The organism is Niastella populi (assembly GCF_002078015.1).
Taxonomy (GTDB): Bacteria; Bacteroidota; Bacteroidia; order Chitinophagales; family Chitinophagaceae; genus Niastella; species Niastella populi.
In genome coordinates this window covers 276,571-302,557 of sequence record NZ_LWBP01000199.1, presented here as the reverse complement: position 1 = coordinate 302,557, position 25,987 = coordinate 276,571, and the positions used below count along the sequence as shown (strand labels likewise).

Genomic DNA, 25,987 nt, shown 5'->3' with positions numbered 1-25,987 from the left:
GCAACAAGGCAACGAGGCAACGAGTAGAAGCCAGGGCCTTTTGTCTCTTTCAAACATTAGTTAATCAATTTGTTTATCAAAGATAATAGCATCAGTTCAATTTCCTTTGCCGCATTACTAAGATTGCCGAATAGCTCCGATGAAAGATATTTCAAATTAGAAGCGATTTCAATCTGAGTCTGCAATTCAAAAGTAGAACCAACTGCTATTTGTAAAAAACGCTTATAATCCAACGTTGATCTTCTTCCATATCCTTCAGCAATATTGCTTGGAATGGATATGGCACAACGGCGTAGTTGACTTGTTAACGCATATAACTCTTCAGGTGGAAAAGATCTGGTAGCAAGATAGATCTCTGTGACCAGTTTCATTGACTTTTGCCAAACGATTAGGTCTCGAAAAGATTGAATGGTTGACATACCGCAAGTGTTATTATTAAAAATAAATCACTCGCTTCCTCTGTATTTCCCCTCGTTGCCTTTATGCCTTGTTGCCTTGTTGCCTTGTTCCTTTATATCAAATTCAACATCTTCTGAGTAGCCTTTATCGCCGATACCGTTTGGTCGCTGTCGAGACCGCGGGTTTTGAACTCTTTGCCATTGTAGCTCCAGGTGATCACCGTTTCGCAAAGGGCGTCGCTTTTACCACCGGGTGGTATACGCACCGCGTAATCGGTCAATATCGGAAGCTCTTTTTTCATTCGTTTATACACCTTTTTCAGCGCGTTTACAAACGCATCGTATTGTCCGTCGCCCTGCGAGTGCTCTTCATATAGTTCCCCGTTGATGGATATTTCAACAGTTACCGATGGACGCAGGTTTTTTGAATGCGTAAGCACGTAATTCTCGATGCGTACTTTTTCTGTAATATTCCTGCTGTCGATCACATCTGAAATTATATATGGCAGATCGGCCTGAGTAACCACCTCCTTTTTATCGCCCAGCTCGATGATGCGCTGGGTAACTTTTTTCAGATCGGGCTCGCTCAACTGAATGCCCAGTTGCGCCAGGTTGTTTTCAATATTCGCCTTGCCGCTGGTTTTGCCGAGGGCGTATCGCCGTGTACGGCCAAAACGCTCGGGCATCAGGTCGCTGAAATAGAGTTTGTTCTTTTTATCGCCATCGGCATGAATGCCGGCGGTTTGGGTGAACACGTTCTCGCCCACAACCGGTTTGTTAACCGGAATACGGAAACCCGAAAAGGTTTCAACCAGCTTCGATACCCGGTATAAAGAAGCCTCAACAACGGAGGTCTTTACCTCAGGCACGAAATCGTTCATTACGGCAATGGCGCTGGCGAGGGGGGCGTTGCCCGCTCTTTCGCCCATACCATTGATGGTTAAGTGTATGCCATGGGCGCCGGCTTTTACGCCTTCCAGCACGTTGGCTGTGCCCAGGTCATAATCATTATGTGCATGAAAATCGAAATGCAGGCCGGGATAGCGTTGTACGATAGCCGAAATGTATTCTGTTACTTCCGCGGGCGTAAGAATGCCAAGCGTATCGGGTAACATAATACGTTTTACCGGCATTTTTTGAATGAAATCGAGGTATTGAAATACATACTCTTTTGAATGGCGCATCCCGTTGCTCCAGTCTTCCAGGTATACATTTACCTCAATTCCTTTTTTTCTGGCCAGTTTTATTACATCGGCTATTTCGGCAAAATGCTGTTCGGGTTTTTTCTTTAACTGGTGGGTGAGGTGATTCAGTGAGCCTTTGGTGAGCAGGTTCATCACTTTGGCGCCGGCCTGCTGCATCCATTGAATAGAAACATCGCCATCGACAAAGGTGAGCACTTCAACCTGGTTCAGAAAACCATTGGATTTTGCCCATTTTGTAATTGCTTTTACCGCTTCAAACTCCCCTTCGCTTACCCGGGCAGAAGCAATTTCTATGCGGTTTACTTTTACTTCGGTCAAAAGCAATTGGGCAATCGTCAGTTTTTCGGTGGGGGAGAACGACACTCCGCTGGTTTGTTCGCCATCGCGGAGCGTGGTATCCATGATCTCTATGTGTCGCTGGTCACCAGGCATAAGAAATGAGAAATGAGAAATTAAAAATTAGAAATGAAAAAGTGAAAACATGAAGCGTCTTTACTTTTTCATTTCCAATGCCTCATTTTTATTTTTTAATTTTTCTAATAGATACTTTTTGCGGCTTGTGCCTGAATGTCTGATTTCAGGCTTTGCAGGAAATCGATATCGTCGAAACCATTCATCATATTGTTCTTCTTGTAGCCATTGATCTCGAATGACTCTGAAGCGCCATTGCCAACAATGGTGATCTTCTGTTCGGGAAGGTTTACTTCCAGTTCGGTTTTCGGATCGGCCTCTATGGCTTTGAAGATCTTATCGAGGAAGGCTTCACTTACCTGTACCGGTAAGATCCCGATGTTCAAAGAGTTGTTCTTGAAGATATCGGCAAAGAAGCTGCTCACCACGCAACGGAAACCATAATCGTATATGGCCCATGCTGCGTGCTCGCGGCTGCTGCCGCTGCCGAAGTTCTTACCGCCTACCAGTATTTTACCGGAATAGACAGGATTGTTTAAAACGAAATCTTTTTTGGGTGTGCCATCGCCTTCATAGCGCCAGTCGCGGAAAAGGTTATCGCCAAATCCTTTGCGCTCGGTGGCTTTCAGGAAACGGGCCGGAATGATCTGATCGGTATCTACGTTTTCGATAGGCATAGGTACCGCAGTGCTCTTTAATACTGTAAACTTATCGTAGGCCATTGTACTGTTTGTCGTTTGTTGTTTGTGGTTTGTTGTTACCGTTTCTGGTTTATCGTTTTTAGTTTCTGGTTGCTTCCCCTCGAACATCCGTGGTGTTGCGATCACTCCGAAATTGCAACAATAAAGAACAATAAACTATTAACTAAAAACAATAAACTGCATTTAGATCAGCTCCCGGGGATCTGTTACAAACCCTGTTACCGCAGCGGCTGCAGCTACCAGCGGACTGGCAAGCATGGTTCTCGCTCCGGGGCCCTGGCGGCCTTCAAAGTTGCGGTTGCTGGTGCTTACTGCGTATTTGCCGGCGGGGATCTTGTCGTCGTTCATGGCCAAACAGGCTGAACAACCAGGTTGACGTAACTGGAAACCTGCTTCCAGCAAAATGTCAAGAATACCTTCTTCCCTGATCTGCGCCTCAACAATGTGCGAACCGGGAACGATCCAGGCAGTTACATGGTCGGCTTTTTTACGGCCTTTCACCACAGAAGCAAATGCACGGAAATCCTCGATACGGCCATTGGTACAGCTGCCGATGAAAACATAATCAACTTTTTTGCCGATCATATTATCCTGTTCGTGGAAATCCATATAGGCTAACGACTTGTCGAAGCTGGCCTTGCCACTGCCAATTTGTTGGGCAGAAGGGATCTTTTTGGTAATACCGATACCCATACCCGGATTGGTTCCGTAGGTGATCATGGGTTCAATATCGGCGGCGTCGAAGTTGTATTCTTTATCAAAGAATGCGCCTTCATCGCTTTTCAGCGTTTTCCAGTAAGCCAGTGCTTTGTCCCATGCTTCGCCTTTGGGCGCTTTTTCACGTCCTTTTATGTAGTTGAAGGTGGTTTCATCAGGAGCTACCATACCACCGCGGGCGCCCATTTCAATACTCATGTTGCACACGGTCATACGGCCTTCCATGGTCATGTTCTCAAATACATCACCGGCAAATTCAACAAAATAACCGGTAGCACCGGCTGCGGTGAGTTTTGAAATGATGTACAGTACCACGTCTTTGGGCGTAATGCCTTTGCCCAGTTGGCCATTTACTTTAATACGCATTTTCTTCGGGCGGGGCTGCATAATACACTGGCTTGAAAGAACCATCTCAACTTCAGAGGTTCCGATACCGAATGCAATAGCGCCAAACGCTCCATGGGTAGAAGTATGCGAATCGCCGCAAACGATGGTCATGCCCGGCAGGGTAATGCCGTTTTCGGGACCCACAACGTGCACGATACCATTTTTAGGATTGCCCAGTCCCCAGTGTGAAATACCATATTTGGCCGAGTTGCTTTCCAGGGCCTTCAGCTGGTTGGCGCTCAGGGGGTCCTGAACGGGCAGGTGCTGGTTAATAGTGGGGGTGTTATGATCGGCTGTAGCGAAGGTCTTCTCGGGGAACATCACTTTCAATCCACGGCTTTCCAAACCCAGAAATGCTACCGGGCTGGTTACCTCATGAATAAAATGCCGGTCAATGAACAACACATCGGGGCCGTCGTCAATATGCTTTACCACATGCGAATCCCATACTTTGTCGAATAATGCAGCGGGGGTTTTGCTCATTTTATATAATTTAAATCAAGCTGCAAAATTCTTAAAATATCGTCAGATTATAAGGGTTTTATGTGTGTTTTTTCTAATAGTGGGGTTAAAAATAAAAAAAATTTAAAATACCGGCTGTTTTATTGAAGGAAGTGTGGGTTTGAATAGGTTACTTGCACAATTTATATGGAGAATGGCAATAATTTAGGATACTGACAATAAAAAAATAGTAAGTACAACCTCGTAATAATTAGTTATTTAAAGCCGGCCTAAATCAGTATTTTATGTAAAACTGCGTCAATTGCGCCCGTTTGGTTCCACAGGTTCACATAGAACAAAGCAACACTTACTGATATCAGGTTGCCTAAAAGGCAATAGTCATTGTATGAATCAACATCGCCATTGCTTTCGGTATGCTTCAACCGGGTAGCCAGTTTAGGGCACTGAAAAAGGGATGATCTCACACACCAGCATGGCCAAAGCGATCACATTAGTTTTCATGTAGTTTCGGCTATGTAGTCAATGACCTGTTTTATTGAAAAATACGCATCCATGTACAGGCTTTTTTCGCGCTTCCAGAACTGTGACCGTGTTTTCCCCATTTCATCAGCCACTAACTTGTGATCTTTTAATTTCAGGAATTGGGCTATCAAAGGATAATCTTTGCCGATGTTCCAGGCATCTGTAATATTTTGATAAACGATAAGGCTATTTGAATAATCTGTAATATTTCACAAAAACTGAAACGACATAATTATTATAGCAAGCCGGTAATTCTGCTTTTTTTCCTACCTTCAACGCCATCTAAGCAATCTCCCAACCAAATTTCATTGAGTACCTGCGTGTATGCGCTCATACTTTTTCATGTTGAGCCTGCATGAACATTTGTCTTATCTAAAATCAATTGTTCAAAATGAAATTTGTTACGCTTATCATCTCTTTTGTTGTTTGCCTCAGCTATACGTATGCACAACAACCTGCCTACAAAGATCCCAAACAACCCATTGCCAAACGGGTTTCCGATCTGCTTGCGCGCATGACGCTGGAGGAAAAAGTGGCCCAGCTGCAAACAATGCATGCCGGCCGCCCCAAACTCGACGATAAACTGTTTAATAATACTGCAAAGCTCGATTCGCTGTATAAGAACGGCATGGGCATGATTAACCCTGCCTTTGATGAAACCATGGAAACGACCATCGCGGCCCGCAACCGCCTGCAGGATTATATGATCAACAAAACGCGGCTGGGTATCCCCATCATCTTTATCGATGAGGCCCACCACGGGCTGGTGCAACGCCAGGTTGATGTATTTCCGCATGGCATTGGCCTTTCGTGCAGTTGGGACCCGGCGCTGCTTGAAAAAATATATACCCATGCCGCCAAACAGGCGCGTGTTCGTGGTACAAGCCTGGTGCTGGCGCCGGTACTCGATGTGTGCCGTGATCCGCGCTGGGGCCGCACAGGCGAAACGCTGGGTGAAGACCCGTATTTAAGCGGCATCCTGGGCAGCGCCATCGTACGCGGTTTCCAGGGTAGTAATAATGGAACCATTGCACCCGGTCATGTGGCTGCTACCTTAAAACACTTCAGCGCGCATGGTCAGTCAGAGGGCGGCAGCAACCAGGCGCCCGCCAATTTTTCATTACGCGTTATTCGCGAAGCGCACCTCGAGCCTTTTCGCATCGTAGTAAAAAATGCCAACCCCGCCGGTATCATGGCGTCATATAATGAAATAGACGGCATGCCTTCACATGCCAATAAATGGTTGCTGAAAGATGTATTACGCAAAGAATGGAATTATGGCGGCATAGTGGTGAGCGACTGGTTTGGTATAGACCAGTTATGGAATAAACATTTTATTGCTGCCGATCAGAAAGCCGCTGCACTGAAAGCGTTCAATGCGGGTATCACAACCGATCTTCCATACGGTGTAAATTACCGTCACCTCGGTACGCTTGTAAAAGAGAACAAGATCAACATTAAAGCGCTGGATTTCGAAGTGGCGAAAATACTGGAGTTGAAATTCAGGCTGGGCCTGTTTGATCAAAACCCGGTGATCGATTTAGAAAAAGCCCAACAAAACGCTGCCGGTACCGAAGGCCGCCAACTGGCATTGAAGATAGCAGAAGAGTCGATGGTATTATTGAAGAATGCGCCGTTTGGCAATGCATCTGGCAACCTGTTGCCATTGAAAAAAGAGCAGTATAAAAAGATTGCGGTAATAGGCCCCATGGCAGCAGTAAATTACCTCGGCGATTATTCGGGTTTGCCGGGTAAGAACGTTTCCATTCTGGAGGGTATAAAGAATAAAGCCGCCGGCGCAGAGGTGTTGTATGCCAAAGGCTGCCGCATCACTACCAATGGCGATACGATCAGCCAGAACAATTATCAATACATCGATACCGTCATCTTTCCTTCAAAAGAAGAAAATATGCAGCTGATAGAAGAAGCGGTTAAAACCGCCCAACAGGCCGAGATAGTTGTGCTGGCCATAGGGGAGAATGAACAATTGTCACGCGAAGCCTGGGCGCCGAACCACTTTGGCGATATGGCCGACCTGGGTTTACAAAGCCAGCAGGAAGACTTGGTAAAAGCCATTGTGGCTACAGGAAAACCGGTGGTGGTGTATTTAATGCATGGCCGCCCGCTTGCTATTCCCTGGGTGGTGCAAAATGTTTCTTCAGTTGTCGATGGCTGGTATATGGGCGAAGAAGCCGGTAATGCATTTGCCAATATCCTGTTTGGTGAAACAAACCCGTCGGGTAAATTAACGATCACCTATCCCCGGTCTACGGGACAGGTGCCGGTGTTCTACAATCATAAACCCAGCGCCCGCTTTTTTAATTACGTAATTGAAGATAAAACGCCTTTGTTCCCGTTTGGTCATGGGTTAAGTTATACCACATTCAATTATTCAAAACCCAGGATCGTATTGCCTGCCGCGCCCAAAAAGACCGGACTGGCCTCTGTTTCGCCCGGTTCAACCGGAGAAATATATGGTACCGTAGAGGTCGATGTTACCAATAACGGCAGCATGAAAGGCGATGAGATCGTGCAGTTATACATACATCAAAAAATAAGCAGTGTTACCAGGCCGGTGAAAGAATTGAAAGATTTTGCCCGCATAACACTTGAACCGGGACAAACAAAAACCGTTACGTTTACCATCGATTCAGGCAAACTTGCTTTCTGGAATGCCGATATGCAGTTTGCGGTGGAAGACGGCGTTTTTGAATGTATGGTAGGCCGCAGCTCTGCAGATCTGCAAAAGGCCGAACTGAAAGTTGGTAAATAGAGCGTTTACTTAAGTTACGATGTTTGACACCCAGGCCCCCGATGTACCGGGGGCCTTTTTTACGTAATCAGTAAGAGAATTTTTCCGTCTTTTACCTAACTATCAACTGCCATGAGGTCAAATGGCGTATATCCATCCGCATCAATTCCTTACATCGGTTATTCATTCCCTAAAACAGACCGGTTTCGATACTTCAGGAATACCCGGATCTGCCCCGGAAATGATTAGGGTCAACAAATTATGATTTCCAAAAAATAATAGTTACATTTGTTCCGTACCTCTTTCGATCTGCTTTGCCAAATGACCATGCCCAGGTCTTTATTGGGCGACTCGATTGTTTGCCCCTTACTGTTTTGATCTTCACTTCATTACGCGTTAACTTATTTACTCCTGACAGGTGGTTTAATTTATTTTCCTCAATTTTTGTGAGCTTGTAATTTAATTATACGGTCTTGTTATTTAATTCACGCGCCTTTTAATTGAATTAGTCGTTCTTATAATTCAATTGAACAGTGCGGTAATTGAATTAAATCCTGTGGCAATTCAATTGAACAGCGGTAATTGAATTAAACTTCGTGGCAATTGAACGATGTTTCAGGGCCCAAAATGAACCCTTCTGCAGGTCGTTCTAATCTTATTTTAATTATTCCGGTGTTATCTTCGCGAACCTAAAGAAATCAAACCAAAAGATACCTATCATGAGATCACTAGTTCTTGTGCCTTGCCTTCTATTATCACTTTACTCCAGTGCCCAGGTTACACCCGGCGCCGCCGGAGAACCTGCTCCCGAAAAGGATGCGCTGAAGTTCAACCTTAATCAAAGCGGCAGTCATTATTTTCAATTCACCGTACTGAACCAGACCTGGGTGCGCTATAACGAGAGTAACCCGGGTACATTGGTTGAAAACCGGTTAAAAGATAATACGGTAGATATCGGTTTGCGCCGCACGCGTTTTCAGGCGTTTGGCCAGTTAACAGATAAAGTATTCGTTTATTTCCAGTTTGGGATGAACAACTTCAATAGCCAGTTCAACACCGGCAACAACCGTAAACTGCATGCGTTTTTTCACGATGCGTTGGGCGAATACAAAATTTCAAAGGATAACCAGTTGAAAGTAGGGGGTGGACTCACTATCACCAACGGGCTTTCGCGTTTCTCACAACCCAGTATTACCTCCATAATGACAATGGATGTGCCGGTTTTTGCCCAGACCACGGTTGACCAAACCGATGAGTTCAGCCGGAAACTGAGCGTGTATGCCCGTGGACAAATCGGTAAATTCGACTACCGGTTCATCCTCAGCGATCCTTTTCCGATAACCTCTTCAGGTGCTACACCACCTGCTATTGCGGAATATGCGCAATTTTCACAGTATGGGCATAATCTTCAACCACAGGCTTACCTGATGTATCAGTTCTTTGACCATGAAAATCATACAACTCCTTATATGACGGGTACATATTTGGGCAAGAAGAAAATATTCAACATTGCGGTGGGAGGTATTTTTCAAAAAGATGCCATGTGGTCTAAAGGCCCCTTCATCACAAGCGATACCGTTTACGAAGACATGAAACTATTTGCAGTGGAAAGTTTTCTCGATATGCCGCTGAGCAGCAAACAGGATGCTATTTCTGCATACGCCGGGTTTTTTAATACCGATTATGGTAAAAATTATTTGCGATACAACGGCCTGATGAACCCTGCTAATGGGTCAGCGTTTAATGGGCCAAGGGGAATTCCCGGCCATGGTCCCACGTTTGGTAATGCGCATCCTATGTTCGGCACCGGAAAAGTTATTTACTCTCAGGTAGGATACCTGCTTCCTGAAAGTTTTCTGAAGTGCAAAAGCCGTTTTTTGCCGTATGCTTCATTTACCCACGCCAAATACGACCGTTTAGGGGATGAGTCAATGGAGATCTTCAACGCCGGTATCAATTGCCTTATCAATGGTCATAAGTCAAAGCTCACGCTCGATTGGCAGAACCGGCCTACATACAATGTTACAATAACCGGTGATGCTGTAAAGGAAGAACGAAAGAACAGCTTTATATTGCAGTACCAGGTGTTCTTTTAATTTAAGTATCTTACCGCCACAATTAAAAATTAATTATACCCGATGATCATCGATCTGCTGGCAAACGCACACCTGTATTATAACCAGGGCCCATTGTTTAAAAAAGCTTTTGATTATCTGGCCAACACCGATTTTTCCAAAGTGGAAAAGGGCAAATACGAACTGGATGGCACTAATTTGTTCGCGATTGTAAATGAATACGACACTATTTCGCCCGAAAGCGAGCAAATGGAATCGCATAAAAAGTATATCGACATTCAATATATTATTTCAGGTGCAGAACGCATCGGTCATGATTTTCTGCAACAGCAAACTCCGTCGAAACCTTATGACGATGAGAAGGATTTTATGTTATGGGGCGAAAAACCTGCATTCTTCTCTGTTATCAAAGCCGGCATGTTTGCGGTTTTCTTCCCGCACGATCTGCATATGCCGAATATTATGATCGACAATGCCACATATGTAAAGAAAGTGGTGATCAAAGTTGCAGTTGGATAATATTAAGATACAGATTGCCAGTTACCGGTTCCCGGTTACCAGGTCTTGCAGTACCAGCACTCCCGCCGGTAATCAGACTGCTGTTGATTTGTGTACCGGCAACTGGTAACTGGTATCAGCTTATTATTACCTGATACATATTTTTTGTACCACCCAGCTTCCTACCTTCCCCCCAACCACCAACCCATTCTCTATCGCATCCATAAAATGAATACCACCGTAAAAGCGGCTGATAGCTGCTTCCTGCGCAGCATGGTGGAAGGAGGTGAACTGTCGCGGCGTCAATCCATACGCTACCTCCACGCTATCGGTGTATGCAAAATGATCGCCAAAATAATGGGTGAGGATGGTGGCCGAACAGGCAGAGATAACCGAATGTCCGCTCAGGTATTCAGGAAATGGCGGCGTTTGCAGTATGGGCGTCCAATGCGGGTCGATGTATTTCCTGATAGCCGTTTCGGGGCGTATACGGTTGCTGCGGAATTTCTCGTCCCAGCAACAGATAAATGCATCCATCAGTCCCACCGATACGCTGGTAAAGACCTGCATTGACTCCTCAAAGCTTTTGCCGGCTTTTTTACAGGCAATACCGGTGATGCCTAACCAATGCGCACCCGGTGATATTTTCTTACTGCTCAACATCAGATGGCCATCGTCCTGGATGGCGAACGGATTACAATCCCAGAATGCGGCAATAACGCGTTGCTCCATCGGCACCTGTTTCCCTTCTGAATAATTCTGTTGCAACAGCCGGTAAAAAGCGGTTTTCTTTCCTGTGGAGAAGGTGACTGGCGGTGGTGCGGGAAATTGCGTGCACGAATCGAGCGCCAGCGTTCGCACGGTATTGAAATAGGGCTCTACCGCCGGCAGGAATCCCGGCGGGGTAGGGTACCAGTAACCTTCTTTATCAACCGGCGTATAGCGTGCGTAGTTGCTGATCTTATTATAGCGGTCAGACTTTGCCCAGGCCAGGATCTTTTTGCTTACCGCTTTAGCATACCGCCAGGAATTGTAAACGACATCTTCATCGAAACCCAGTTGCCGGCAGGAATCCATTACATGTTGTTCATATTGCGCCAGCATTTTGCCCGAAGGCTGCATCTTTTGCGCTGTTTGCAGCATGGCCAGCACAGCGCTTAGCTGCACATTGTATTGTTGTATGGAATCCGGACGTTTGAATTCGGGATATTCGTTGAGGATACCATGCATACTTTTATAAGCAGTATCGTGTTGCGACACCACTTCATAACCGGCTAAACAGGTATAGGAGAAAAAGCGCGCGGCCAGGGGTGGATTGGTTATATCATGGACCATCACTTCCGTCATTTGATCAATTACCCGGGCAATGACATCCGATGTCAATACTGGTTCTTTTTGCGTACGTGAAGTACAACTGGTAATTGTGATCATGAGGAACAGGGTAATATTTTGAATCAGTTGTTTCATTGTAACTTATATGCTTTAACCGCCTGCTGATTGATGCCAAACAATAAAAGCTGATTAATTGATAGCACCGATCTGACATCGCCCTTTATATAAAAACCCGATCGCTGCTGATCTATATAGGTAAAACCGCCCTTGCCGTCATTCTGCAGTAACACGCCAAAACCGGCATCGTATTTACCCGGACGTAACCGCGCTTTATTCATATTGCCGCATAAAAGCAGGTCTTCATAGCCGTCATGATCGTAATCGAGCGGGGTAATGGTATACACCGGCATGTATTGCGCCTGTAGCGGTAATGCTTTCAACTGGTATTTGCCGCTGGCGTTGCTTTCGAAATAAGCTGTTTGCAAATAGTTCGCCTGCAGGTGCCCTGCGCCTTTCATTTCTTCTTCGGTGAATATATCGTGCAGGGTGGCATCGGCATACCCTTTATAATCAACAAAACGCGTACGCATCATACTTACCTGGTCGAGCAGTTCATCGCGGGTGCAATACGGGTACGATTTGCCTTTAATATAAAAACAAAACACCGGGTCAACAGCGCCATTGTCGTCAAAGTCTTTATAATATAACTCGGCGGGTTCCTTATCACTGGCGTGGCATTGGGTGTTCAGTCCCAAATTGCCGATGATGATGTCGGGTTTGCCGTCTTTATTGAAATCACCGGTAGTGATCCTGTTCCACCAGCCGCGGTAATTGTTATAGAAATAGTTTTTTGTGTGATCCTGAAATTGATTGTTTACATTGATGCAAGCCATTACCGGCATCCATTCACCCACAACCACCAGGTCCTGTTTTCTATCGTTGTTCAGGTCAATCCAAACCGCATCGGTGACCATGCCTGCTTTTTGCAATGCCGGCGCTATGGCAGCGATCTGGTTGGTAAAATGCCCCTTTCCATCATTCACAAGCAGGAAACTTTCCGGGGTTTCCGGGTAACGGCCCGGAATCACCCGGCCGCCAACAAAGAGATCGGGATAGCCGTCGTTATTGATATCGTTTGCCCGCACACAACTTTTGCTTACCCGCATCAGGGGCAGGGCATCGTCGCTTTTTATAAAATTCGCTTTGCCATCGTTCAGGTATAACCTGTCCTGCAGCAATGGATCATCGGGTGTATAGTTATGATAACCGCCACTGGCCACATAAAGATCTTTAAAGCCATCGCCATTTACATCTATGATAACCACGTCGGCATCTTCGCAAAACGCGTCAGACTCAAAATCTGGCTGCCGTTTATGTATAAACTTCCCGCCTTTCTGCTGCAGGAATAATTGCGCCGGTTGGCCGCTACCGCCACCCGCGTAAATATCTTCCAGCCCATCCCCATTTACATCTCCTTTTACCAGGCAGGGGCTGTTAAACGACAATGGATTTACCAGTAGTGGTTGTCGTTTAAAGTCGTTTATGGCGTTTGCCGGTGCTTTGTAGTTGATGGGTGAACCGGTTTCTGCAAACAGGGCAGGGGAGAAGGCCGTTGTCCTGTTTGGGCCGGTAGCTGTCTTTTCATCAACTGTCAGCAGTTGATCGGCTTTAACATTTGTAAGTAACTGTGTGTTGCCGCTTAGCCAGATCACCCGTAACGAATCAATAGTTGTTTCGGTGCCCGATCCAAAATGAAGCGTGGAAGAAACGGTAGATAAATAACCCCTTGCCGGCATCTGTTCAGCGTATTGCCGCCCTGCCTTTGAATAACAAATAACTTTTGCGCCAATTCCCTGGGTATTACCTGGTAGTCCGTTCAGTTTTACCTGCAGGTAATGAGAACCGTTCTGTCCACGGCTTTCATTGCGATAGATAAATGCCGGTTGATTGATATTGTTGATCACCAGGTCAAGATCGCCGTCGTTATCGAGGTCGGCATACGCAGCGCCATTGCTGTTCGAGGGGCTGGTAAAACCCCATTGCGCCGATACATTGGTGAACGTACAGTTCTTATTATTCGCAAACAGGTAATTGATGACGTTGGAAGAGGGGATCTTATGTACAAGTTCAAGCACATCATTACGTTGCAGCCGGCCCTTGCTTTGTACATAATCATTCATGTATTTGATGAAGTCGAGATTGGTGTAGTCGCGCAGGTAACCGTTGGTCACCATCAGGTCTTTCCAGCCATCGTTATTATAATCGGCTAACAGGGGCGCCCAGCTCCAGTCGGTATTGGAAATACCGGCAGCCTGTCCGATCTCGCTGAAAAAAGCCTCCCCCCGGCCCCCTCCCAACCTCCCCCGGAAGGGGGAAGTTGGGAGGGGGCTTCCAATATTCAACTGCAACATATTTCTCATGTACTGGTAATGAAAACCACTGCGTATATTCAGATCAAACTTTTCATAGTTATCCGGCGCGAACAATAGTTTTTGCCGGTGATTATCTTCGGGCAGCATATCCAGCGTATAGATATCGGGCAGGGCATCGTTGTTGATGTCGGCAATGTCGTTGCCCATGGAGAACTGACTATTGTGGCCGAGGCTGGTTTTCAATTTATCGGTGAACGTACCGTCGTGATTATTCATGTACAGGTAATCGGGCACCGCATAATCGTTCGAAATGTAAATATCCTGCCAGCCGTCGCCATCGATATCGGCAATACCTGCGCCCAGCCCATACGTTAAGGAAGAGCTGCTGATACCGGCTTTGCCGGTAATATCGGTAAAGTAGTTTTTGTCGTTGCGCATCAATCGTACACCAATTGCCCGATCTTCTTTTTGCAGGATGGCCGCCGTGGCAGCTTCATCGAGTACCGGTAATGAATTGGGGTTATGATTGAGTAAAAAAGCATCGAGATCGCCATCACGGTCCATATCGAAAAAATAAGCCTGGGTGCTGTAGCCGGAATCGGCCAATCCGTATTGATGCGCCTGTTCGTTAAAATGCGGCTGACCTTTTGCATCATTGCCGGTATTGATGAATAACTCGTTTGTTCTTTTCTCGCCACGCAACTTACCCGAGTAACAGAGGTACAAATCGAGCAGGCCATCGCCATTTACATCGGCCATGGTAACACCGGTTTTCCACGGGCCCGGCCTGCCGGCAACGCCGGCGGCAACTGTAATGTCTTCAAAGTGCATGGCGCCTTTGTTCAGGTACAGTTGATTGGGGCCCATATTGGCCGTGAAATAAATATCGGCAAGTCCATCCCCGTTCACATCACCGGTAGCCACCCCGCCGCCATTGTAGAAATACTCGTACATCAACACGTTTGTGTTTAACCCCTCCGTTAACGTGTTGCTGAACTGCACGCGGGTACTGTCGGCCGGTAGTAGTGTGAATAAAGTGTTTGCCTGTTTGTTATGTGTGTTATTGGTACATGCGACGGTTATACAAGTAAAACATATGATTGTTAAAAGGCGAATCATATTTGAATTAATTTAGGGATTTCGGGATTTGGAGATTTTGAGATTTGTCGGAAGGCAAAAACTAAATGAATCTCAAAATCCCTAAATCTCAAAATCAGCATCATCAATTGAATCAGTTATACCCCGGATTCTGTACCAGCTTCAGATTCGTATTCATTTCATCGAGCGGTATCGGCCTGAAATACATTTTATCGTCCCAGCGGCGGTTCTCCTGCGCATTTACTTCAAGCGGCGTATACGTATAATTGTACCTGGTTTCATCGTGTTTATAAGGTGATGGCGGTGTAGCGCCCGCTTTTAACGTACCTACCACATCGATGTATACCAGTTTACGCCCGAGTGTTGCAGGTGCGATCATCCAGCGGCGGGTATCATGGTAGCGCTGGTCTTCATACGCCAGTTCTATCCTGCGTTCATTCCGGTAGCGTTCTTTCAGCGCCGAACCGCTTTCGGTAATTTCGGGCATTCCGGCCCGGTAGCGTATGCGGTTCAGCCAGCGTTTTGCTTCGGTGTCATCACCCAGTTCAATACAGGCTTCTATATAATTCATTACCGCTTCGGTATAGCGGAAGAATGGCCAGGGAATGGTTTGCCGCGTGGTATTGTCAACGATGTTCGGATCGGGATCTATGAACTTACGCATGTAGTAACCGGTCCAGCTGCCGTTCCAGTTTTCAATGGAACTTTGGCGGGTATCGAGGCCGGGCAGGAAGGTACCGCCGCCCTGGTCGTATTTACCGGTTTGTATCTGGTTGGCCGGGTCTACATTACCCGAGATCTTATCCCGCGGTTTCCAGTCGGCCCCATCATATAAGATCGAAGCATAAAAACGCGGGTCGCGGTTGGCGTAAGGTTGCGCTTTCTGCACGGGATCGCTCCAGCTGAATTTGGTGCCATCCATCATTTCATAATCATCAACCAGTTGTTGAACAGGCGTATTGCCGGCCCAGTTATGATACCCGTTTGGGCCGTTGGTAAGCCCAACATACATACCGGCATATTCATCCTTTGCGTTTGTCCAGTAACGGCCAAAGAGTATTTCGCTTTCCGCCACTTTATCTATATCGCCGCTTTTACTGCCGCCGCCCATGGCCAGTGACATATAATTCTTTTTGCCTTCAGTTGGCGATACGGGTGAGGTAAGGTTGAATTTGTATCCTTTTGTGGCTGCCGCATCTACCAGTTCTTTTGCGGCGTTTTTGGCGGCCGTCCACCGCGCAATGCGGTCTCCGCTCACATAACCCAATAACTCGGGATTACCGAAACCACTGATCACGGCAGATTTCGATTTGGCGGTAGGAATATCGTGCAGGTCGCTGGCGGCATATAACAACATCCGTGATTTTAGCGCCATTGCACCAAGTTCGCTTGCCCGGCCTGCCGCCATCGATATCCCTTTCAATAATTGTATGGCCGTATCGCAGTCTTTTAAAATGAAGTCCACGCACTCTTCCCAGGTATTGCGGGTTACGCTGTAGTCTTCACCAAGACCGTACGACCTGTCGACGATGGGCACGCCCCCGTAATATCGAACCAACTGATGATAAAAGAATGCACGCATAAAATGCGCTTCTCCTTTCAGGCGGTCGTTAAGCGCTTTGTCGTCAAAAGTTGAAATACGCAAATTCTCTATGGCAAGGTTCGTTTGCCGTACCTTGGCATACATATCGTTGTTGCTTCCATCTTTTCCCCAGCGGTAGTTTACATTCACCCAGCCGATATTGGAAGGGTTGAGCGTTCCTTCATTTACAATATTGATTCCGCGGCTGGGATGGGTAAATACAGCTTCGTCAGACAGGGAGGCAAGCATTTGTTCATCAAAACCACCCTGGCCAAGCCCGGCATAAATACCGGTAACAAAAGCTTCTGCCAGCGCACCGTCTTTCCAGGCATCTGCCGATGAAACTTTATCCAGGGGTTTTGTATTGAGAAAATCGCGTTCGCAGGCTGCGGCAATCGCCATGATGAGCACACAAAACAGGATCTTTTTCATCTATAGTAATTTTTTATTGTTAGAATGATACTCTCACACCCACATTCAGGATCCTCGATTGCGGGTAGTACTGGCCGTTGCCGCTCGTTGATTCGGGGTCCCAGATCTTCATTTTGTCAAACGTTAACAGGTTGATACCATTGGCATATAACCGAAGATTGGTAATACCTGCTTTCTGGCCGATCTTTGCCGGCAAATTGTAACCGACCTCGATATTTTTTAACCGCAGGTAATTGCTTTTCCGCAGCCAGTAGGTGTTGAACCCGAAAGCGCCGCCGGCAAAATAGGTGTTGCCCCGGTTTACCAGGCGGGGATCCACGCTGCTGGGATTTTCAACCGTCCAACGATGATCGTAGCTATATTTCAGGAAGTTGCCAATGGTGCCCGACTCGGTGCCAATGAACAATAAACCGCCGGTAGCGCCCTGGAATAAAATGGAGCAGTCGAAGTTTTTATACTGCAAATTGAAATTGACGCCGCCGGTAAACCAGGGGTCGCGGTTCTTTTCAAGGCGAATGCGATCGTCGGCATCAATTTTACCATTACCATCTATGTCTTTAATTTTCATATCGCCCGGTAACAATTTTCCGGTAGCAGCGCTATAATCGATAGTGTTTTTATCGATATCGTTCTGATCGATGAAAACCCCATCATATTCATACACAAGGAAGGCGGCGCCATCGGTACCAAAGGTTTTACCCTTCGATAACTGATGCGGTTTCAGCCCGGGCGTTTCGGGTAAATTGATCACTTTATTACGGGCATACCCGCCATTCACGCTTACACTGAACCGCAGATCACCAAAATTGTCGTTGTAACCAACTGTGAACTCAAAACCTTTATTGCTTACTTTACCCAGGTTCTCGGGTGGCAAGGTAATTCCGGCTGAAGCAGGTACTACTGCCGAGTTCTGCATCAGGATCTTGGTGCGGATGTTATTGAAGAAGTCGAATTCGAAAGTGATGCGGTTGTTCAGTGCAGAACCTTCTATCCCAATGTTTGAATTGTTCGCTACTTCCCAGGTATAACCCGGATTGGGCACGCCGGTTTCTGTAAGCGTTTTTACGACATTGCCGCCAACAACGTAGGTGTTGAACCCATAGGTCGACAGGTACCGGTATTCCTGCAATACGCCGCCAAAGAGAATGTTGTCGTTCCCCATTTGTCCCCAGGAAGCGCGCAGTTTCAGGTTATTGATAAACGACACCGGCTGAAAGAATTTTTCTTCCGATAAACGCCAGCCAAGCAGGATCCCGGGGAAGAAACCAAAGCGGCTGTTTTCTGGGAACATGTACGACCCGTCATAACGCCACAGGAATTCGGCCAGGTATTTTTCCTTATAGTTATAATTCACCCTGCCGAAATAGCTTAAACGCGCGCGGTTATAGGCACTGCCGTTGTTGTCTTTTTGCGGATCACCGCCGGCAAACAACTGGTCAATGGCGGTGGAGATATAATTGCGGCGGAATGCATTGAAGTTCTGGTTGCCGATGGTTTCCCTTGTTACGGCAGCCATCAGGTTAACGCTATGCACACCGAATGTGCGGTCATAATTGATAAAACCCGAGAGGTTGATGTTCAGCTGATCTTCCAGCGATTCAGTTAACCGGGCGTCGGTAAAGGTAGAACGCACCGATTTGGTGAGTTTAGGTGTAACGCCATCCGGTTCATAACTTACTTTGTCCCAAAAGTACAGGTACCAGGGTGTTTCCCAGCGTTTGGTACGGCGGAAATATTTATCGATAGCCGCAAAACCGGAGATCTTCAATCCTTCGACAAACGGCACCTGCAGATCTACACGGCCATTGGTTTGAAAATAGTCACGGCGGTCTTTGTCGTAACCGGTTTGATTGGTTGTGATCACGATCGGGTTTTGTCCGTTCTCGATATCTGGTCCCGGTAACCCGTTGGGCCATACTTCCTGTTCGGTAGGTTTACCCCGCATAAGCATGCGGAAGATCGGTTGTGCGCCAACGGTTGGGAAGAACCTGAATTCTTCACGGGCTGTTAACCCGATATTGGTGGTTATATATTTATTCACTTTGGCATCGAGGTTCAAACGCATGTCGTATTGTTTATACCCTGTAGCCGAATTTTTATAGTAGCCGTCCTGGTTGTCATAACCAATAGATGCCAGATATTTTACTGCATCGTTCCCGCCCGATAACTGTATGTTATGGCTCGATTGTGGCGACCATTTCTTCAATGTAGTGGCGAACCAATCGGTATTGGGGTGGCCCCAGGGATCGGAACCATCCCGGTATTTGGTAAAGTCGGAAGGGGAGAAGGGGGCATCTACTTTCAACCCATTATCGGTACGCGTATAGGTTCCGTTTTGTTTGAAGGCATTAGAGGCGGCAGACCACTGATCAGCGGGCAGATCGAACAGCGTAAGTTCGTTCACAATGGTTGCATACTCGGTGGCATTGCTCATTTCGGGTATGCGGGTAGGTTGTGCCCAGCCCTGGTTGAAGTCGTACGACAATTGCGGCTTACCGGTTTTACCTCTTTTGGTGGTAATGAGAATAACGCCGTTAGCAGCGCGCGAACCATAAATGGCGGCGGCTGCATCTTTCAATATCGACATACTTTCTATATCGGCCGGGTTCAAACGCTCGAGGCCGCCGGCCCTGTCGGGCACACCGTCAATTACGATCAGCGCGCCACTGTTATTGGGTGTATTGGAACCGCGGATGCGGATGGTAGAACCATCGTAACCCGGTTCACCGCTCGATTGAATGGCGGTAACACCCGGTAAACGGCCGGCCAACGCATTGGATAAATTCACTGAAGGCGATTTGGCCAGTTCAGTGCCCTTAACCTGTGCAACGGCACCGGTAACGGTTACTTTCTTTTGCGTGCCATAACCTACCACTACGATCTCACCCAGTTGTCCGGAACTGGTAACCATGGCTATCGAAATTGTTGTTTTTCCGGCAACATTCACTTCCTGGGTTTGAAAACCAACGGAGGTAACAACAAGAATGCCGTTACCTTCAGGAACGTTGATGGTAAAATTGCCATTGATATCGGTATTGGTACCTACAGCGGTGCCCTTTACCACAATGCTTACACCCGGTAAGGGATTGCCTTTGTCGTCGGTCACCTGCCCTTTGATCTCCTGCAGGGGGCCGGCATCGACTTTTACGGTCAACACGTTGATCCCCGGCGGATCGGCAAGCGCCGATGATGACACCTTGTATAATATTATCCGGTCTTTTACCAGTTTAAATGAGATCCCGAACGGGCCCAGCAATTCTTCAAGTACCTCGCTCAGCTTTTTCTGCATGGCTTTGATAGAGACCTTGCGGCCGGCCTCGATGGTTTTTGAACTGTACACGAAGCGGGCGCCCGTTTGATTTTTAAGCAGGTTAAAAACATCTTTCAGTTGTCCTTTTTCTACAGACACCGTTACTACTTTATCGAGAATTCCCTGCGCTTCAGCGCTGTTGTAATAAGCGTACGTGTTGAATACCAGAATAAGTAATGCTTGCAGCAATCCTATACGTATGGCAATAGCAGTCATTGCAACGAATCTTTTTTGTTTCATAAATAAGACTGTTGTGAAAATGGCGAATGGTCGATGGTGAATGGTGAATCAGCAAACCGTATTACAGTGTGTACCAGTATGGCCGGGGAACGTATACATTGTCAGTGGAACCGTAGTAAGGTTATACGCCTGACAATTGGCAATAAAAGCCCGTTCCGGTCATTACCGGAAATTCACCGGAAATGCAGCGATCATTCAATAATAATATGTGTTGAGAGTTGCTCCCGTATGCGGGACTACGTGATGAAAAGATTTATTCTCATGCGACAATCGTTTTGGATGTTTTTAAATACTTTATTTTAAAAAGAACATAGCTATTGTCATTCGCAGCCCGAGCCTTTGATAAGGATCTTTGTGCCGCGGATCTCATAGGTAGCCTGAACCGATTCGCAAATGATCTCCAGTTGCTCGTACAGGTTCTGCCCCTTGATATCGCCTGAAAAAAGACATTTGGCCAGGCTTCCGTTATCGAGCACCATTTCAATATGGTACGCTTGTTCGAGGTATGTCAAAACCCGGGCCATAGGTGTTTCATCAAATACAAAATTCAGTTCCGTTATTCTTTCTTCAGCATTTTTTTCGGCAACGACCGGTAATGGAATTTCAACCAGTGTTGTTCTGAAATGATGATCGGTATCGTTATAGATCACTTTCTGGTTGGGCTTCAGTATTACCCCGCTCGATTCATCGTTCTTTCTTTCCTGCACCGTTTCGCGGCCATATTCATAGACTGCTACCTTACCTGTTTGCACGGCCACCTCAACATTTTTTGTAAGTGGATTGGCCTTTACAAAGAAACTGGTGCCCAGCACCTGTGTAACGATGTTCTTGCTGTATACATAGAAGGGCGATCTGGTATTGCGCGTCACCTTAAAAAAGGCATTTCCTTCGAGGTATACTTCGCGTTTTGGGCCGGTGAACCGGTCGCTGTAACGTACAATTGACTTTGGTTCCAGGATCACCAGTGACCCATCGGGCAGGAGCACGGTATCATTAAAGAGCTTTTCGTTTGTGACCTGGCGTAACCCCGCAATGGCTTCCTGGTGGTGAGCATGTTGTGTTCTTTTATCACCCAGGAACCACCAGGCCGCGGTGATAATGCTCCCGGCGACAACAGCGGCGCTCAGCCAGCGTACCCATACAGGTATGATCTTCGCTGGCGGTTTTACCAGCTTCCCGGTTTCTGCAACCAGGGTGTATTCTTGAATTTTGGGCCAAAGGCGTGACAACGAATCCTTTATTTCTTCGGGTTGTAACCCGGTATCGATGCCTTCTTCGTCGCCCAGTAATTCATACCATTGTTCAACCAGTTTCCGTTCTTCCTCAGTGCAATCGTTCTCCACATACCGTTTCAGCAAATGATAAAAGGCCTTTCGATTCATGTAGTTTTGTTTGTCTCTGCAGGCAGAGGTATTAATTAGTCGGTTGAGAAAAGAAGAACCCTAAACGGGGGAATAAAAAAAAGGCAACAAGGCAACAAGGCAACAAGGCTGCGAGGCAACGAGGGGAAAGGAATAAAGTAAAGCCGGGGCGAAAACAGGCTGCCTGTATTTTCATCGGCTGTATTACCTGTTGCCTCTCTTTTTGCCTGTAAGCTTTCTCTCAACTGGTTCTATTGCTTCAAAACAACACTACTAACCCACTTGACATTAAACTCACTGCTAAAAAAGAAATATTTGCCATCGGGTGAAAGGTACGGGCAGTATTCATAGCGATTGGTGTTGATGCCATGGCCCATGGGAGCGGGCGTTTGCCATTGTCCGTTCATTTTGTGCGATATATACAGGTCGGCTTCGCCTTTGCCGCCGGGCCTGTCACTCGTGAATACCAGGAATGATTCATCGGGCGCTATCAGCGGATCGTGCTCATCGTATGGGGAATTGACAACGGGGACAGGCGTAGCGGGTTTTTCATAGCCGTTGGCCGTTTTCGTGCTCATATACAGATCGAGGTTGCCATTGCGGTAAGATGAAAAGAATACATTGCCGGCACGGGATACTGAAACATAATATTCGGTACTGTCGCTATTGACGCCGGTTAGGTATTCTGCGGCGCTATAGCCGCCGGGCTGTTTTACCAGGCGGTAAATATCATAGTCGGCAATTGTGTCGCTTTTGTCTTTTGGCCGGTTCGAGATAAAATAAAGGGCGCTGTCGGCGGCGATAAATGGGTCGGTATTTGAGTAAAGCGTGTCGAACAGCGGACTCATAACAGGCTCCTGCCATTTATTGTCTTTATAATTGGTTTCATATATTACATACCTGCGGTTATACGAGCGGGAGAAATAAAAGGTTTTACCGTCAACGGAGAAGGTGGAATTGAAGTCGAGCGTATCTGTTGAAACAATACCCGGTAAAAATACCAGCGGTAAAGAATCCGGCGCCGGTTGGGGATAAGTTATGTTGAATTGAGCCTTGTTGTCAGTGCACCTGGCGAGGCAGAAAGCTATAGCGAATAACAAGATAAAAGAGCGCTTTTTACTTTCGCCTGTATTAGCTAGCAGCTTAAAGCTTGCAGCTTGAAGCTTGTATTCGCTTTCAGCTTTTGCCTTTAGGCTTTCGCCTGTATTTGCTTGCAGCTTGCAGCTTGCAGCTTGAAGCTTGTATTCGCTTTCAGCTTTTGCCTTTAGGCTTTCGCCTGTATTAGCTTGCAGCTTGCAGCTTGCAGCGTGAAGCTTGTATTCGCTTTCAGCTTTTGCCTTTAGGCTTTCGCCTGTATTTACTTGCAGCTTAAAGCTTGCAGCGTGAAGCTTGTATTCGCTTTCAGCTTTTGCCTTCAGGCTTTCGCCTGTATTTGCTTGCAGCTTAAAGCTTGCAGCTTGAAGCTTGTATTCGCATTCAGCTTTTGCCTTTAGGCTTTCGCCTGTATTAGCTTGCAGCTTGCAGCTTGCAGCGTGAAGCTTGTATTCGCTTTCAGCTTTTGCCTTTAGGCTTTCGCCTGTATTTACTTGCAGCTTAAAGCTTGCAGCGTGAAGCTTGTATTCGCATTCAGCTTTTGCCTTTAGGCTTTCGCCTGTATTAGCTTGCAGCTTAAAGCTTGCAGCTTGAAGCTTGTATTTGTATTTCATCGCAAGGAAAGGGTTTATATTAAAGCAACGCACTTAAAGGCTCATCAAGAATAATTCCACGATGATAAAATCTTTCAGGTGCAGCCGCATAAATTTAAGGGATTGCGTAACATGGTATTCGACCGCTTTTTCAGAAAGGTTCATGTGCTGGGCGATCTCTTTGGTAGAACGTTTTTCATACCGGCTAAGGCGGAAGATCTCCTGCGTTTTCTGCGGTAATTTTTTGATGGTATTATCTATGGCTATAGACAGTTCATGTAATAATAACCGTGATTCGGAGAGGTTCTCCTGAACAGCCATTTGTTCTTTGGCCGACTGGTAATATTTTTCACGAATGAGTTGGGAGCGGATATAATCGATAACCTGGTAGCGGATGGCCGATTGAAGATAGGAGGGCAGGTTTTGAATTTGAGCGGTTTCGCGTTTTACCCATAAGCTGATAAAAAGGTTCTGAACCAGTTCTTCGGCAACGGCTTTCGACCTTACCTTTTTATAAGCAGCGAGGAAGACCATTTCGCTATACCGCAAATAAATTTCTTCCAAAGCAGATCCGTCACCGGCTTTGAGAAGTTTTAGAAGTATCGCATCGTCAAATAACTTGTAGTTCATATGGCTGGCTTATACAAATATAAATAATTAGCACATGTGAAAATGTACATAGCAGAAATTGTATAACAATGGGTAATGTAAGTTCGATTATAAAGCATACCGTTTCGGTTATAACAACCTGCTAATTGCCGATATGTATTAGTTAAAATAAGATAAGAGCCGGCCGAAGCGGGAATACCGTATTTTCCGCACTATACTTATTAAATTTATTCTTAATTTTACCGACTTCGAATTTGTCCCGCTCTATAGAAACAGTACCCGGTATTATTCACCACTAAAAGCTTGCATATGAAAAGAGTGTTTTTACTGGCATCAGCTATTATGATGCTTTCTTTCCTGGTTGTTGATCCTATTTCTAAAAAGGAAAGAAATTATGCTGCCAAATTTTTGAAAGAAACGGAGAAAGGCGTTAAAGACCAGATCAGGGGCTTGAGCGAGGCGCAGTTGAAATTTAAACCTGCTCCTGACAGCTGGAGTATTGAAGAATGTGTTAAGCATATAGCGGCAAGTGAAGAAATGTTCTGGCAAATGATGGAGGGCACGGTAAAATCACCGGCCAATCCGGAAAAACGCGGCGAGATAGGTATGACAGACGATCAGCTGATACAGGCAATTGGGGACAGGAGTACGAAGGTTAAAACAAACGAAAAGTTAATGCCGGAAAATTTAAAATACAAAGACACTGACGAGGCATTTGAGTCATTCAAAAAAGACCGCGATAAACTGATGGAATATGTAAAAGGCACCAAAGATGAACTGCGTAATCACGTGGCAACAACGCCTGTGGGCATGTTAGACAGTTACCAGTTGATCTTATTTACAGCGGCTCACACCAATCGTCATACGCAGCAGATCATGGAGGTGAAGGCTGATCCCAATTTTCCGAAATGAGTTAAACACTGGTCACAGGAGTTTATAGGTTGAAAGGTTAGAACGGCTGAAGGAACTATGGTTTCTTTGGCCGTTTTTGATGGGTGATACTTTCAGATCTGGCACTCAATGTAAGAGTTTGTATCTAGTTATTTTAACAGTATACTTAATCAAAATCAATTTCTTCTGAATGAAACGGCATTAGTTTAGTCACTTTACTGCTCAATTTGGTTATAACTTATATGTGCCTGAAAGTTTGCAGACAGTATTTGCAAATAGTTATAACCACATTACTTCTGTTATGAAACATATTTACTGCTGCCTAATATTGATAACTCTGGCTTCAACCACATGGGGTCAAAATGTAGTTCGAACTTCCTGCACTTATTTTCCTGTCAATGAAAAAGACTCTGTTTGTCTGAATGCGCAGGTCAATATTACGCCGGAAGAAGTAGAACAGATCATTGGAAATGAGCAGGATAATGTTTTATTGATCTTCGATGGATGGGTTAACTGGGCAAAACGGCTGCTGAGCAGCAACAATTTAAAAAATGCCGAAATAGTCAGATGCCTGAAAAAATACAGGATAATTACGCTTTATGTTGATGACAGGGTTGTTGTGGATACAAAAGATTCAACAACTGTTGGTAAAAGGAATTTGATGTATCAGATGGATAGATTTCAGGCCGTTACCCAGCCATATTACATTATTATGAAGGGTGGAAAAGCGAAATGCAGCTCCGGCTATTTGTCTACTCCTCAAGAGGTACTTGCTTTATTTAAGCGATGTGAAAGATAATTAAGCAAACAGCATTTACCAATCTTACAAATCGTTGCTGCATTAAAAATGCATGATAGCTCATCCGGATTTAACATTGCGCTGCATTATAAATGTCAGACAGTAAAAAAGCCTACAGCATACCGCTGCAGGCTTTGTGATGTACCCC

The 25,987-nt window shown here is 46.0% G+C and carries 16 protein-coding genes; 5 read left to right on the top strand and 11 right to left on the bottom strand.

Annotation, left to right across the window (positions count from 1 at the left end):
• Positions 1-56 precede the first annotated feature (56 nt).
• From A4R26_RS22765 to leuC, 4 genes are all read right to left on the bottom strand, one after another.
• Positions 57-419, bottom strand: coding sequence for a four helix bundle protein (locus tag A4R26_RS22765; protein ID WP_081168827.1), 363 nt, complete (start codon positions 417-419; stop codon positions 57-59).
• A gap of 92 nt (positions 420-511) precedes the next feature.
• The gene (locus tag A4R26_RS22760) at positions 512-2,005 is read right to left on the bottom strand and encodes a hydroxymethylglutaryl-CoA lyase-like TIM-barrel protein (protein WP_242674993.1); all 1,494 of its coding nucleotides are present in this window, start codon (positions 2,003-2,005) and stop codon (positions 512-514) included.
• Between the two features lie 134 nt (positions 2,006-2,139).
• Complete coding sequence (gene leuD, locus A4R26_RS22755; RefSeq protein ID WP_081168911.1) at positions 2,140-2,736, bottom strand: 3-isopropylmalate dehydratase small subunit; 597 nt, start codon at positions 2,734-2,736, stop codon at positions 2,140-2,142.
• 162 nt (positions 2,737-2,898) lie between these two features.
• The gene (gene leuC, locus A4R26_RS22750) at positions 2,899-4,302 is read right to left on the bottom strand and encodes a 3-isopropylmalate dehydratase large subunit (RefSeq protein ID WP_081168825.1); all 1,404 of its coding nucleotides are present in this window, start codon (positions 4,300-4,302) and stop codon (positions 2,899-2,901) included.
• 892 nt (positions 4,303-5,194) lie between these two features.
• On the opposite strand from leuC, the gene A4R26_RS22745 reads away from it, so the two are divergent.
• The 3 genes from A4R26_RS22745 to A4R26_RS22735 all read left to right on the top strand — a co-directional run bounded on the left by A4R26_RS22745 (position 5,195) and on the right by A4R26_RS22735 (position 10,149).
• Positions 5,195-7,576, top strand: a complete 2,382-nt coding sequence (locus tag A4R26_RS22745) for a glycoside hydrolase family 3 N-terminal domain-containing protein (protein ID WP_081168824.1) — start codon at positions 5,195-5,197, stop codon at positions 7,574-7,576.
• 698 nt (positions 7,577-8,274) lie between these two features.
• On the top strand, positions 8,275-9,651 hold the full coding sequence (locus A4R26_RS22740; protein WP_081168823.1) for a porin family protein: 1,377 nt from the start codon (positions 8,275-8,277) through the stop codon (positions 9,649-9,651).
• Positions 9,652-9,693: 42 nt separating this feature from the next.
• Entirely contained in the window at positions 9,694-10,149 is a 456-nt protein-coding gene (locus A4R26_RS22735; protein ID WP_081168822.1) for a NanQ anomerase/TabA/YiaL family protein, read from the top strand.
• Between the two features lie 126 nt (positions 10,150-10,275).
• Here A4R26_RS22735 and A4R26_RS22730 read toward each other — a convergent pair whose 3' ends face one another.
• The 7 genes from A4R26_RS22730 to A4R26_RS22700 form a co-directional block, all read right to left on the bottom strand.
• Positions 10,276-11,595 carry a vanadium-dependent haloperoxidase gene (locus A4R26_RS22730; protein ID WP_107685883.1) on the bottom strand — a complete coding sequence of 440 codons (1,320 nt, stop codon included), beginning with the start codon at positions 11,593-11,595 and terminating at the stop codon, positions 10,276-10,278.
• The gene (locus A4R26_RS22725; protein WP_081168821.1) at positions 11,592-14,951 is read right to left on the bottom strand and encodes a VCBS repeat-containing protein; all 3,360 of its coding nucleotides are present in this window, start codon (positions 14,949-14,951) and stop codon (positions 11,592-11,594) included. The genes A4R26_RS22730 and A4R26_RS22725 overlap by 4 nt, the downstream gene beginning before the upstream one ends.
• A 112-nt stretch (positions 14,952-15,063) precedes the next feature.
• Complete coding sequence (locus A4R26_RS22720) at positions 15,064-16,944, bottom strand: RagB/SusD family nutrient uptake outer membrane protein (protein ID WP_081168820.1); 1,881 nt, start codon at positions 16,942-16,944, stop codon at positions 15,064-15,066.
• Positions 16,945-16,963: 19 nt separating this feature from the next.
• A complete protein-coding gene (locus tag A4R26_RS22715; RefSeq protein ID WP_081168819.1) occupies positions 16,964-20,494 on the bottom strand; it encodes a SusC/RagA family TonB-linked outer membrane protein in 3,531 nt (1,176 codons plus the stop codon).
• 320 nt (positions 20,495-20,814) lie between these two features.
• A complete protein-coding gene (locus A4R26_RS22710; protein WP_081168818.1) occupies positions 20,815-21,876 on the bottom strand; it encodes a FecR family protein in 1,062 nt (353 codons plus the stop codon).
• 230 nt (positions 21,877-22,106) lie between these two features.
• A complete protein-coding gene (locus tag A4R26_RS22705) occupies positions 22,107-23,561 on the bottom strand; it encodes a PD40 domain-containing protein (protein ID WP_081168817.1) in 1,455 nt (484 codons plus the stop codon).
• A gap of 33 nt (positions 23,562-23,594) precedes the next feature.
• Positions 23,595-24,170: an RNA polymerase sigma-70 factor gene (locus tag A4R26_RS22700; protein ID WP_081168816.1), complete on the bottom strand. Its 576-nt coding sequence runs from the start codon at positions 24,168-24,170 to the stop codon at positions 23,595-23,597.
• A 288-nt stretch (positions 24,171-24,458) separates the two neighbouring features.
• On the opposite strand from A4R26_RS22700, the gene A4R26_RS22695 reads away from it, so the two are divergent.
• Together A4R26_RS22695 and A4R26_RS22690 are read left to right on the top strand one after the other, a co-directional pair.
• On the top strand, positions 24,459-25,061 hold the full coding sequence (locus A4R26_RS22695; RefSeq protein WP_081168815.1) for a DinB family protein: 603 nt from the start codon (positions 24,459-24,461) through the stop codon (positions 25,059-25,061).
• Between the two features lie 280 nt (positions 25,062-25,341).
• Positions 25,342-25,839 (top strand): hypothetical protein, encoded by a 498-nt coding sequence (locus tag A4R26_RS22690; protein ID WP_081168814.1) that lies wholly within the window; start codon positions 25,342-25,344, stop codon positions 25,837-25,839.
• Positions 25,840-25,987: the final 148 nt, after the last annotated feature.